The following is a 12,615-nucleotide window of genomic DNA, read 5'->3' on the forward strand; positions in this document are numbered from 1 at the left end:
ACTATGAGTTTTACTAAACAAGGCGTGTATAAGCAACAGTCTGTACAAACCGCTTCACCAGGAGAGCTGACGCTTATGTTGTACAATGGTTGCTTAAAGCAAATTCGCCTCGGTAAACAAGCGGCTGAAAACGGAGAAATTGAACAAGCCAATACAGCAATAGGAAAGGCGGAAGCGATCATCCGGGAATTGATGGTCACGCTAAAAACGGACTCTGAGGTAGGCGCCAATATGATGCGGATGTATGAATACATTTTGCATCAGTTGATTAAAGGAAATATAGAGAAGAGCCCAGAGGCACTGGAAGAAGCAGAAACGTACGTGGCTGAATTCCGCAATACGTGGAAGCAAGTGATCCAATTGGAAAGGCAGAATCGCTTCCAAGGGGGACAGGCGAAATGAGCTATGCTTCTGTGAAAGAACGGACAGAGGAGTTGCTTCATTTACTTGCCCGCCCCTTTCCTCAAGAAGATGACGAGCGTGACGATTTCCTGGAGGCTGTCAACTGTTTGCTCGGACTAAGGCAATCAATGATCGAAGCAAGCGCGGGCAGCTTTACTACGGAAGAAGCTTCTTTTTTAATCGAGCAAGATCGTCTTTTAACAGCAAGCTTAAACGCTGTTTCCGCCGTAATTAAACAGGACTTGAAAGAAATTGCTGACCAAAAGCGCCTTCACAAGGGCTACGAGCGAGGGACCATTCTGGCAACAAAAGGAGCGTTTATTGACGAGAAGACCCGCTGAATCACATACCCGAAGCAACGGGCAAAAACCACCCAAATTTGTATCGCGATTTGGGTGGTTTGTTATGGAATCGAAGGGATATCAATGTGCCCGCTATCATTGACTGAAGTCCTTGTGAGTGACATGTCCGTGCGAATAACGGTGTCGTTGTCTTCAAGGATCACTTCAAAAACGGTGTTTGTTTTTTCAAGCAAGAAGCTGTTTTTGTCAATAAACAGCATATAATCTAATTGCGATAATTGGTATTGGTCTGGGATTTCCAGCTTGCTTTCTGTCGGTAGCGCCCGTTCAAGCATATCCATGTTCGCTGCCATTTCTCTCAATGTCTCGCCGCCAGCAGCAACGCTTATCACGTACAAGTCGTCATATTCGCTCACATTGACAAAATCGGAGAACGGTTGCAGAAGTTCAAGTTGATACATCGGAGTCAGCTCCAGCGATACAAACCGTTCACTTGGATCGCCTTTATCGATGGGCAGCCAGCCATCATCGTTTATGTTTGTGTAGAGGCGATCTTTTTCTTTTAATACCTCGACTGTTGCGAGATTTTCTAGTTCCGTCTCCTCTTTTTCCCCTTGTCCCGGTTTAGCAGAAAGAGCTGTATAAAATGTTTCTGGAGAAGCTTTATAGGCAAGATTGCCTTCAATCACATGAATCTGCGGTTCTTCGCCAGGTTCATCTGCAGTCGTTGAAATCGTGTCTGTCGCTTTAAAATTAGCTGTATAGCTATTTAATTGCTCTTCAGCATTTTTCGCTTCTTCAATGATCGATTCTGCATTTAATTTGGAATTGCCATTGTGATTGTCTTGTTGTGATGCAGAACTTTCTTGCACAGGAGCCGAATTGGGGGAGCAGGCTCCGAGAAGGGCGGTAACGACTAAGCTGCAGTAAAGATAGCTTGTGCGTTTCAATGTTTACCACTCCCAGAAGAAATAAATTGAATGCACTTGAATGTTACAATTTGATTACAAGTGCTGGTGCCTATTGTAACAAAGATGAAATCGTTAGGGAATAGGGAATTCGTACTAACAAAGAAAAACTTTAGTGAAAAGGGGGTTCCAATAAAAAAAAACAAAAAAGTTTTCGACATTCTTCATCGCCACGTTCATCTTAAAAAAAGCGCGTTATTATGCCGATTTTCAAGAAAGCGCTCCCAATGAAAAAGATTAGAATCGACATCGATTGACAAGCGTTGGCGTTCTTTGTTAAATAAAGAGTTTGACTTCTAAGAGTTGCGCTGTTATAGTGAAACTGTGGAAAAGCACCACAATGAATTTTCAGTAACGAAGGGAATGTGAAGCATGCAAGGAAAAGTAAAATGGTTCAATGCAGAAAAAGGTTTCGGTTTTATCGAGCGTGAAGACGGAGATGACGTATTCGTTCATTTCTCTGCTATCAACTCTGAAGGATTCAAAACGCTTGACGAAGGTCAAGACGTTGAATTCGAAATCGTTGAAGGCGCACGTGGACCGCAAGCTGCAAATGTTGTTAAGCTTTAATTCACATTCCTGAACGGATATGAATGAATAGCTAATAATCAACCCGCTTTTTTAAAAAAAGCGGGTTTTTTGTCGATCTTTTGTAAAGTTTATTAAGGTTTGAGAAGGAATATTGAAGGGAATTGTAGAAGTAAGCAAGGAAAAGGAGGAGTTCTACATGCATTTTAATATTCGTGGGGAAAACATTGAAGTCACACCTGCCATCCGGGAGTATGTCGAAAAAAAGGTGGGAAAATTGGAGCGTTATTTTGATACCACTCCAACCGCCGATGTAAACGTAAAATTGCAAGTTCTCGGAAGTGGCGAGTCAAGCATCGAAGTCACGATTCCAATGCCAAAGCTTTTGCTTCGTGGGGAAGAAATCAACGCGGATATGTATGCAGCCATCGACATCGTCGTGGAAAAGCTAGAACGCCAAATCCGGAAATATAAAACGAAAGTCAATCGCAAGTTTCGCCAAGAAGGCAGTTTGAAATATATGTTTAAAAATGAATTGGAACCTTTACGAGATGAAGTCGCTGAAGACGATGAACTTGAAGTTGTACGCACTAAACGCTTTAATTTGAAGCCGATGGATGCGGAAGAGGCGATTTTGCAAATGGATTTACTCGGGCATAATTTCTTTGTTTTTTCAGATGCAGAGAGCGGCAGCACAAATGTTGTTTACCGCCGCAAAGACGGGAAATACGGCTTAATTGAACCTGAAGCGTAAGAGCAGGGAGAAAAAGAGCATCCGCGGATGCTCTTTTTGCTGCTGTAGACTGTTGAAAACATGGAGTTTCATAGGGCTGCTGCCTTGTAAGCGACCGTTAGAACTGCTAATATAGAAATGATAAACGTATCATAAAGATAGGTGCAAGTCGAGGGATTTGCAGTCGCGGAGAGCAATGCCGCCAAGAGAGGAAGATGATGATGCTTGGATTACTTCGAAAAATAGTCGGCGATCCAGCCCAAAAACAATTAAAGAAAAACGAAAAAATCGTCGATCAAGTCGAGGCGCTAGCAGATGAAATGAAGCAGCTTTCTGACGAACAATTAAAGAACAAAACAGCTGAATTCAAGGCAAAGCTAGAAGAAGGCGCTTCTCTTAACGATATAGTAGTTCCTGCGCTTGCAGTTGCTCGTGAAGCTGCGGGCAGGGTGTTAAATGAGTATCCATACCGCGTCCAGTTGCTCGGTGCACTGGCGCTGCACCAAGGCAATATTGCCGAAATGAAAACAGGGGAAGGGAAAACGCTCGTCGGCACAATTGCCGTCTATGTCCAAGCCCTGGAGGGAAAAGGCGTTCATATTGTAACGGTCAATAACTACTTAGCCCGCCGCGACTTAGAAAACTATGGGCGGATTTTTCAATTCTTAGGGTTGACAGTAGGATTGAATGAAAACGGCCTTACGAGAGAAGAAAAACAAAAAGCATATGCCGCTGATGTGACGTACAGCACAAATAATGAGCTTGGGTTTGATTATTTGCGTGATAACATGGTGCTTTACAAAGAACAAATGGTGCAACGGCCGCTCCATTTTGCGTTAATCGATGAAGTTGACTCGATTTTAATTGATGAAGCACGGACGCCGCTAATTATTTCTGGTTCTGTTGAACGGAAAACAAAACTTTATGGACAAGCCAATACATTTGTGCGCGTTTTAAAGCGCGATGCTGATTACACATACGATGAAAAAACAAAATCTGTCCAGTTGACGGATGAAGGTGTCAATAAAGCAGAGCGCGCGTTTAACATCGACAACCTTTACGATCAAAAGCATGTCCAACTGAACCATCATATTAACCAATCGTTAAAAGCCCATGTGGCCATGCACCGTGATGCTGACTATGTCGTAGAAGACGGCGAAGTCGTAATCGTTGACCAGTTTACGGGTCGTTTAATGAAAGGAAGGCGTTATAGCGACGGACTTCACCAAGCGCTAGAAGCAAAAGAAGGTTTAGAGGTGCAGCGCGAAAGCATCACGCTAGCATCGATTACATTCCAAAACTATTTCCGTATGTACCAAAAGCTCGCAGGAATGACGGGGACGGCTAAGACGGAGGAAGAAGAGTTCCGCAATATTTACGGCATGGACGTAATGGTCATTCCGACCAATAAACCGGTTGCTCGGGAAGACCGCCCTGATTTAATTTATAAGACGATGCAAGGGAAATTCAACGCAGTCGTCAGTGAAATTGCCGAGCTTCACAAAACGGGGCGCCCTGTGCTAGTAGGTACAGTCAACGTTGAAACATCTGAAGTTGTTTCCAAAATGTTGACAAGAAAACGGATTCCACACCACGTCTTAAATGCAAAAAACCATGAGCGAGAAGCAGAAATTATTGAAAAAGCTGGCCATAAAGGGGCCGTCACGATCGCAACGAACATGGCTGGACGTGGAACGGACATTAAACTTGGCCCAGGGGTTAAAGAGCTTGGCGGCCTCCACGTTCTTGGTACAGAGCGCCATGAGAGCCGGCGGATTGACAACCAATTGCGTGGTCGTGCTGGGCGTCAAGGGGATGTAGGTTCTTCTCAGTTTTATTTGTCGATGGAAGATGAGCTGATGAGGCGGTTTGGCTCAGACAATATGAAAGCGATGATGGAAAAGCTAGGCATGGAAGACGACCAGCCTATTGAATCATCATTGGTTTCAAGGGCGGTGGAAACAGCTCAGAAGCGGGTTGAAGGCAATAACTTTGATGCTCGTAAACAAGTGCTCCAGTTTGACGACGTTATGCGTGAGCAACGGGAGATTATTTACAAACAACGGATGGAAGTGCTTGAAGCCGATAACTTAAAAACAATTGTCGAAAATATGATGAAGGCGACTGTAGAACGTGTAGTTCAAACCCATTGCCCTGAATCGCTCGTTCAGGAAGAATGGGATTTGGCTGCTGTTGCCACCTATATCAACGGGCAATTGCTGTCTGAAAACGGAATTAGTGAGAAAGAGCTGAAAGGGAAAGAGCAAGAGGAACTGATCGAGTTGATTACCGAAAAAGTCCTCGCTGCATACCATGCGAAAGAAGCAGAAGTCTCTTCAGAACAAATGCGCGAGTTTGAAAAAGTGATCATGCTGCGCACTGTTGACCGCAAGTGGATGAACCACATTGACCAAATGGATCAATTACGACAAGGCATACATTTGCGCGCTTACGGCCAAAATGATCCGTTGCGTGAGTATCGCTTTGAAGGCTTTAATATGTTTGAAGCGATGATCGCTGAAATTGAAGAAGAAGTATCTATGTACGTGATGAAAGCTCAAGTGCAACAAAACCTTAAGCGTGAGGAAGTAGCTGAAGGAAAAGCGGTGAAACCGTCAGCCAATGGGCAAGAGGACAAAAAAGCGAAACGGAAACCAGTCCGCAAAGCTGAAAACATTGGCAGAAATGATCCATGCATTTGTGGCAGCGGCAAAAAATACAAAAATTGTTGTGGGGCTAACCGATAAGGGGCCCTCTTATGTAGAGGTGTAAACGATGGACATGACAGAAATGAAGCAAGAACTAGTGGCGCTCGAGAAGCGACTATCTGATTTTAGGGGGTCTCTTTGACGTCGCAGAAAAGGAAGAGCGGATCGCGGAGTTAGAAGAAAAAATGGCTGATCCTGATTTTTGGAATGACCAGGAGCAAGCGCAAGCGATCATTAATGAAACAAATGGTTTAAAAGAGCAAGTCCATACATTCAAAGACATGGCTGAAAGCTATGACGACTTGGAAGTCAGTTATGAGCTTGTTCGTGAAGAAGACGACAGTGAACTGGCTAGTGAACTGGAATCGGGCATTGCTGCGCTTAAACAAAAAATGAACCAATTTGAGTTGCAATTGCTTTTAAGTGCTCCTTACGATAAAAACAATGCCATTTTAGAACTCCATCCTGGCGCAGGCGGAACTGAATCCCAGGACTGGGCTTCTATGTTGCTAAGGATGTACACGCGCTGGGCAGAAAAGCGTGGTTTTGCTGTCGAGACGCTCGACTATCTCCCTGGCGAGGAGGCAGGCGTCAAAAGCGTCACGCTGCTCATAAAAGGGCACAACGCATATGGCTATTTAAAAGCAGAGAAAGGCGTGCACCGCCTCGTGCGGATTTCGCCATTTGACTCATCAGGGAGGCGGCATACATCCTTTGTGTCATGCGAAGTGATGCCGGAATTGGATGATGCAGTTGACATCGAATTAAATAGCGAAGACTTAAAAATAGATACGTATCGTGCGAGTGGGGCGGGCGGCCAGCATGTCAACACGACTGACTCGGCTGTACGGATTACCCATTTGCCGACAAATACGGTTGTGACTTGCCAGAGCGAGCGTTCTCAAATTAAAAACCGGGAACAAGCAATGAAAATGATGAAAGCGAAACTGTATCAACTGCGGATTGAAGAGCAAGAGCGTGAACTTGCTGAAATCCGGGGCGAACAAAAAGAAATTGGCTGGGGAAGCCAAATTCGCTCCTATGTGTTCCATCCTTATTCAATGGTGAAAGACCACCGCACTGGCTTTGAAATTGGCAATACGAACAGTGTCATGGATGGGGAGATTGACGGGTTTATTGACGCTTACCTGAGACAATCGCTGGCAATGTAACAACGAATCCTGAGAATGTTAAATATAAAGAGCGATCCCGCTTTTAAAAAGGAGAACATGTATGGGAAGGGTTCGCCGAGACAGGCAATCCAGCACGCGGGCTGAAAAATGGCTAAATTATACCAGGATTTTTATTGGCTCAGCCATAGTCGGTATTTCATTTAATTTGTTTTTATTGCCAAACCAAATTGCCCCTGGTGGCGTCAGCGGCATTAGCACAATCGCCAACTATGTTTTTGGGTTTGAGCCCGCCTTTACGCTATGGGCCTTAAACATTCCGATCTTTCTTTTAGGTGTGCTGTTGTTGGGAGGCTTTCGTTACGGGGCAAAAACGCTCATTGGCACGCTATTTGTCCCCCTTGTTGTTTTTTTAACAAGAGATTGGGTTGTCGAAGTAAGCGACCCTCTTCTCGGTGCTTTGTTCGGAGGCTTGGGCGTCGGTCTGGGCCTGGGCCTCGTTTTTTTGGGCAATGCGAGCACGGGTGGGACCGATCTGCTGGCACAGATTGTGCAAAAATTTACAGGGCTTTCAGCTGGCATATGTGTTGGCATGATTGACGGCCTCGTTGTCATCACGTCGGCGTTTGTCTTTCATATCGAAATGGCCTTGTATGCATTAATTTCGCTGTTCGTAACGACAAAAACAATTGATCTCGTGCAAATGGGGATAGGCTATTCAAAAGTTGCCTATATTATTTCTTCTCAAGAGGAAACGGTACAGAAGGCACTGTTTGACTCAGTCGACCGCGGTGTGACTAGGCTTGTCGGTTATGGCGGTTATACGAACAAAGAACGGGCGGTTCTTATGTGCGTTGTCAACCAAAATGAGGTCGCGCGATTAAAGCAAACTGTAAAGAGAGCGGATCCCCACGCTTTTATTGTGCTGACAAATGCTTCAGAAGTGCTAGGGGAAGGGTTTAAAAAAAGCTAAAGTGGATTGAGCGCGCTATGACGAGCGCTCTTTTTTTTGCCCTTTTTCACCTGTGTTTAGACTTGTGAAAATAGGTACATTTGATCATTCACTTATAGGCCAATTAGACCGAAATAAATAGAGAGTGCTACTATGGTCGGGAATTCGATGCGATCACGCAAATCAAGCAATTATCACGAAACTGAAATAAAAATGTAATGTCACCCTGTTGCTGCTGATGATATAATGACCGCGAAGCATGTCGAAATCGGAATTTGTTTGTTATTTCGGTACCAAGGTTTAAAGGTGTGGTTGAATGAGTTTGATCAAACTGAACGATGTTTGGAAAGTATATCCCAATAATGTTAAAGCGTTAAACGGCATGACTGTCCAAATTGAAAAAGGTGAATTTGTTTACGTTGTCGGACCAAGCGGAGCGGGCAAGTCGACTTTTATTCGCTTAATCTATCGTGAGGAAAAGGCAACAAAAGGCGATATTTTTGTAAATAATATTAATTTATCCACTTTAAAACATAAAGAAATCCCTAAACTTAGACGGAATATCGGCGTTGTGTTTCAAGACTTTAAGCTTTTGCCTTCTCTTACTGTCTATGAAAACATCGCATTTGCACTTGAAGTCATTGAAGAGCATCCTTCAGACATTAAAAAGCGTGTAAATGAAGTTTTAAATCTAGTAAAATTAAAAAGCAAAGCAAAGTTCTTGCCAAGCGAACTATCTGGCGGCGAACAGCAACGGGTGGCGATTGCCAGAGCAATTGCGAATCGGCCAGATGTGTTGATCGCTGATGAACCGACAGGCAATTTAGACCCTGAGACGGCTTGGACGATTATGGACTTGTTGGAAAGCATCCATTCCCTAGGTACAACGGTGATCATGGCAACACATAACAAAGAAATTGTCAATACGTTGAAACGTCGTGTCATCGCGATTGAAAATGGCCGGATCGTCCGTGATGAAGCAAGGGGGAGTTACGGCTATGAAGTTTAAAACAATGCTGCGCCATCTCCGCGAAGGAATCAAGAATATTGGACGCAGCGGATGGATGTCATTTGCGTCCATTAGTGCGGTGACGGTTATGCTTTTCATTGTAGGCTTCTTTTTAATTGTATTTGTGAATGGCAACCACATCGCATCGACGATTGAAAACAATGTAGAAATCCGCGCCTTTATTGAACGGGGAACTGGCGAAGAGGAAGTGCAAGAACTGTTAGACGAAGTTCGTGCCCTCCCTGAAGTAGAAGAGGTTATTTTCATTGATAAAGAGGAAGGGTTAGAAAGTTTGATTGCTTCTACTGGAGAAGTGTATGAGAGTATAAGAGAAGAGAACCCACTGCCAGATGCATTGAGGGTTACCGCCGCCTCTCCTCAAGAAACAGAAGCCGTTGCCCAAAAAGTCAATCATCATGATTATGTAAGCAATGTATCTTATGGGGCAGATGTACTGCCTGATTTATTTAAACTAACGAATACAAGCCGTATAATTGGCCTAGTAGTTATTCTCGGCTTGCTTTTAACGGCGATGTTCTTAATCTCGAATACAATTAAACTTACAATTGTTGCCCGTAAAAAAGAGATTCAAATTATGAAACTGGTCGGAGCGACAAATGGCTTTGTACGTAGTCCATTTTTAGTCGAGGGCGCTTTGTTAGGTACCTTTGGCAGCATTGGCCCGATTCTAATTCTAAGCTTTGGCTATCAATACGTGTACAGCAATTCAGGCGATTTTTTACAAAGCTCGCTTTACTCGCTTCTTGAGCCAGGGCAGCTGATTGTGCAAGTGTCGCTGTTGCTGCTAGCTGTTGGCTTAATTGTTGGCATTTGGGGAAGTGCCATGTCTGTGCGGAAATTTTTAAATGTGTAATCGAAATAGGGGGAAAAACGGTGAAAAAACGAATGGTCACTACAACTGCTGCTTTAACCATTGCTGGCGCTTTGCTAGGCAGTAGTTTTCAGCCAGCTTTTGCAGAACCCGATATAAAGAAACAGTTGGATGACGTGCAAGAACAACAAAAAGAAAACGTTGAAAAAGCCGAAAAAACGGAGTCCGATCTAACGAAATTAGACAGCGAATTAAAAGATCTCCAAGCAGAATTGGATGAATTGAAGCAGGAAGAAGAAACAACACAACAAAACTTAGACGAAACAGAAGCGGAATTGGCAGAAATAGAAGCGGATATCGAGTCATTAGAGGAAGAAATTGCGGTTATGGAAGAACGAATAGCTGAGAGACGGGGGCTTTTGGAAGAACGGGCCGTTGCTGCCTATGAATCTGGTGGCGAAGTCAGTTATTTAGAAGTTTTACTTGGTGCGAAAAGTTTTGGCGATTTTATTGAACGGGTTTCAGCTATTTCTACAATTGCCAAACATGACCAGGAAATGCTTGATGAATACATAGCTGATGAAAAAGAACTACAAGCGAAAAAAGAGGAAGTAGAAGAAAAACAGGCTGATGTCGAAGCGCAAAAGGCAGAACTCGAAGCGTTAAAAGAAGATCTTGTTGAGCAAACGGAAGAAATAGACGAGTTGCAAGCGGAATTAAAAGAAAAGGAAGAAGAACTAGAAGCGCAGTTAGGCGACATCATGTCTGAGGAAGAATCATTGCAAAAGCAAGAAGAAGCGCTGGAAGCTGAGTTAAAAGCGTGGGAAGAAGAACAGCAACGCCTAAAAGAAGAAGAGGAACGTAAAGCCCGTGAGGCCGAAGAACAAGCTGCTAAGGAACAGGAGGCGGCAAAGGCGAAGGAAACGGAAGAATCCGGCGAAATAGCCCAAGCTGCTGAAAAGCCGCAAGCGGGCGAAGAGAACAACAACCAGGAGAGCGACCAAGAACAAGATGCTGCTCCTTCGGTAGAGAGTTCAGGCGCGTTTGTACGGCCGGCAACAGGATCGATTACATCGAATTATGGCCAACGGTGGGGAAGAATGCACTGGGGTATTGATATTGGCAAGAACGGCAGAGCGGGTGACGTGCCAATCGTCTCTGTGTTAGATGGAACGGTTGCTTCCACAGAATACCGTAGTGACTTTGGCAACTGGGTCGTCGTTACCCACCAAATCGACGGCAAGCAACTGACAACAATCTATGCTCATCTTGAACGGATTGATGTCAACCCTGGTGACCGTGTCAAAGCCGGCCAGCAGTTGGGTCTAATGGGCAATACGGGCAGGTCGACGGGGCCACACTTGCACTTTGAAGTCCATGAAGGGCCATTTAACTGGGACCGTTCAAATGCAGTAGATCCGATGAAATATATGTAAATGCTTGAGCGCCTTGGCAAGTACAGGGCGCTTTTTTTGTTAATGCAAAATCGCTTTTTGACAGAAGCTTGCCGACAAATTAGAATGGAAAGAGGAACGAAACGGAAAGCAAGGCAATTCGTTTTACAAGTGGGAGTGGTGAGCAATTTTGAAAACAAAGCATCTCGTGTGGACAGTAGCTGTGCTAGCAGCCGTGCTGGTCGGAGGGTTTTTCTTTATAGGTAGTGTAAACACTGGCTCTCCTAATCCGATTCAGCCAAACAATGGAAATGAATCGGTTGTGGAGTTAAGCGATGACGAATTAATGGAAAAATTTGAGCGAGCACTCGCCACGATTGAATCAGAGTACGTGACAGAGACGGATCGCCAACAATTAATTGAAGGTGCCATCAATGGGATGGTAGAAACGTTAGATGACCCATTTTCTGACTATATGGATGTAAGTTCGGCAACAGACTTTCAACAGTCGCTCAGCTCTCATTTTGAAGGAATTGGAGCGGAAGTCGGCATGATCGACGGAAATGTTTCGATTATTAGCCCGATGCGCGAATCTCCAGCTGAAAAAGCAGGACTTTTGCCAAATGATGCCATTATTGCCATTGACGGCGAGTCGATTGAAGGCTGGTCTGTCAATGAGGCTGTGGCAAACATTCGCGGCGAGGGCGGTACAACCGTTACGTTGACAATTGCACGTAATGGAGTGAAAGACCCTTTTGATGTTAAAATCGAACGGGATACGATTGAAGTCGAATCTGTTCGCGCAGATACGTTTGAGCAAGACGGGAAGAAAATTGGCAGACTGGAAATCACCTCTTTTTCAGAGGACGTAGGCACCCAGTTTGAAGAACAGTTACAGAACTTAGAGGAAGACGGAATCGATGGTTTGGTCATTGATGTCCGCGGCAATCCTGGCGGGTATTTAGAAGGTGCGACCAAAATTGGTGACGCGATTATTCCAGAAGGCAAGCCGGTAGTCCAAATTGAACATGGCAACGGCGAAATTGATAGCTATTTGTCGAACATGAAAGGCAAAAAACCTTATCCTGTTGTCGGCTTGATTAACGAAAGCAGTGCGTCAGCTTCTGAAATTCTCGCAGCTGCGTTAAAAGAGTCAGGCGGCTATGATTTAGTCGGCGAGACGACATTTGGGAAAGGGACTGTCCAAAAATCGATTCCAATGGATGACGGCAGCGCCTTGAAAATTACGACAGACCGTTGGTTGACGGCAGGCGGCAACACGATTGACCAAGAGGGAGTCGAGCCGACTGTTAAACAACGGCAGCCTGACTATTTTTATGCTGTCGCGCTTACAGTAGAAGAAACGTTTGTAAAAGACCAAGTGTCAGACCAAATTGGCAATGCCCAAAAGATGCTGACTGGCTTAGGCTTCGATGTAGGCCGGGATGACGGCTATTTTGACGAACAAACCGAAGAAGCGATCATTGCTTTTCAGCAATCACATGATTTGCAAGCAAACGGCGAACTGAATGAAGAAACGGCAGGAAAACTTCAAGAAGACATTTTGTCCCATATTCGTGACACTGCTAACGATGAGCAGCTGAAACGGGCGGTTGAATTGGCTGCTGAGCAAGCGTCCCAATAGGCAGGAAACAGC

At 44.6% G+C, this 12,615-nt stretch carries 12 protein-coding genes; 11 read left to right on the forward strand and 1 reads right to left on the reverse strand.

What is annotated here, in order from left to right; genetic code table 11:
- Positions 1-3 precede the first annotated feature (3 nt).
- Both fliS and BC8716_RS12490 read left to right on the forward strand, forming a co-directional pair.
- Positions 4-402: a flagellar export chaperone FliS gene (gene fliS, locus BC8716_RS12485; RefSeq protein WP_062746351.1), complete on the forward strand. Its 399-nt coding sequence runs from the start codon at positions 4-6 to the stop codon at positions 400-402.
- Positions 399-743 (forward strand): hypothetical protein, encoded by a 345-nt coding sequence (locus BC8716_RS12490; protein WP_094426130.1) that lies wholly within the window; start codon positions 399-401, stop codon positions 741-743. Before fliS ends, BC8716_RS12490 begins: the two co-directional genes overlap by 4 nt.
- A 62-nt stretch (positions 744-805) precedes the next feature.
- On the opposite strand, the gene BC8716_RS12495 is transcribed toward BC8716_RS12490, so the two are convergent.
- Entirely contained in the window at positions 806-1,654 is an 849-nt protein-coding gene (locus BC8716_RS12495) for a DUF6612 family protein (protein WP_094426132.1), read from the reverse strand.
- A gap of 390 nt (positions 1,655-2,044) precedes the next feature.
- Here BC8716_RS12495 and BC8716_RS12500 point away from each other — a divergent pair, with 390 nt between their 5' ends.
- The 9 genes from BC8716_RS12500 (at position 2,045) to BC8716_RS12540 (ending at position 12,603) form a co-directional block, all read left to right on the forward strand.
- Complete coding sequence (locus tag BC8716_RS12500; protein ID WP_035420575.1) at positions 2,045-2,242, forward strand: cold shock domain-containing protein; 198 nt, start codon at positions 2,045-2,047, stop codon at positions 2,240-2,242.
- Positions 2,243-2,399: 157 nt separating this feature from the next.
- Positions 2,400-2,954, forward strand: a complete 555-nt coding sequence (hpf, locus tag BC8716_RS12505) for a ribosome hibernation-promoting factor, HPF/YfiA family (protein WP_062746356.1) — start codon at positions 2,400-2,402, stop codon at positions 2,952-2,954.
- Between the two features lie 200 nt (positions 2,955-3,154).
- Positions 3,155-5,680 carry a preprotein translocase subunit SecA gene (gene secA / locus BC8716_RS12510; protein ID WP_094429251.1) on the forward strand — a complete coding sequence of 842 codons (2,526 nt, stop codon included), beginning with the start codon at positions 3,155-3,157 and terminating at the stop codon, positions 5,678-5,680.
- Between the two features lie 28 nt (positions 5,681-5,708).
- Positions 5,709-6,813 (forward strand): peptide chain release factor 2 gene (gene prfB, locus BC8716_RS12515; protein ID WP_142300580.1). Its coding sequence is split into 2 segments (ribosomal slippage): positions 5,709-5,780 and positions 5,782-6,813, totalling 1,104 coding nucleotides; the frame shifts between segments, so codons are not numbered across the junction.
- A 61-nt stretch (positions 6,814-6,874) separates the two neighbouring features.
- Complete coding sequence (locus BC8716_RS12520; protein ID WP_094426136.1) at positions 6,875-7,744, forward strand: YitT family protein; 870 nt, start codon at positions 6,875-6,877, stop codon at positions 7,742-7,744.
- A 301-nt stretch (positions 7,745-8,045) separates the two neighbouring features.
- A complete protein-coding gene (ftsE, locus tag BC8716_RS12525; protein ID WP_169716009.1) occupies positions 8,046-8,732 on the forward strand; it encodes a cell division ATP-binding protein FtsE in 687 nt (228 codons plus the stop codon).
- Positions 8,722-9,606: a permease-like cell division protein FtsX gene (gene ftsX / locus BC8716_RS12530; protein ID WP_094426139.1), complete on the forward strand. Its 885-nt coding sequence runs from the start codon at positions 8,722-8,724 to the stop codon at positions 9,604-9,606. The genes ftsE and ftsX overlap by 11 nt, the downstream gene beginning before the upstream one ends.
- A 20-nt stretch (positions 9,607-9,626) precedes the next feature.
- Positions 9,627-11,000 (forward strand): murein hydrolase activator EnvC family protein, encoded by a 1,374-nt coding sequence (locus BC8716_RS12535; RefSeq protein ID WP_094426141.1) that lies wholly within the window; start codon positions 9,627-9,629, stop codon positions 10,998-11,000.
- Positions 11,001-11,148: 148 nt separating this feature from the next.
- Positions 11,149-12,603, forward strand: a complete 1,455-nt coding sequence (locus BC8716_RS12540) for a S41 family peptidase (RefSeq protein ID WP_094426143.1) — start codon at positions 11,149-11,151, stop codon at positions 12,601-12,603.
- Positions 12,604-12,615 lie beyond the last annotated feature (12 nt).

This window comes from Shouchella clausii (assembly GCF_002250115.1).
Lineage (GTDB): Bacteria > Bacillota > Bacilli > Bacillales > Bacillaceae_D > Shouchella > Shouchella clausii.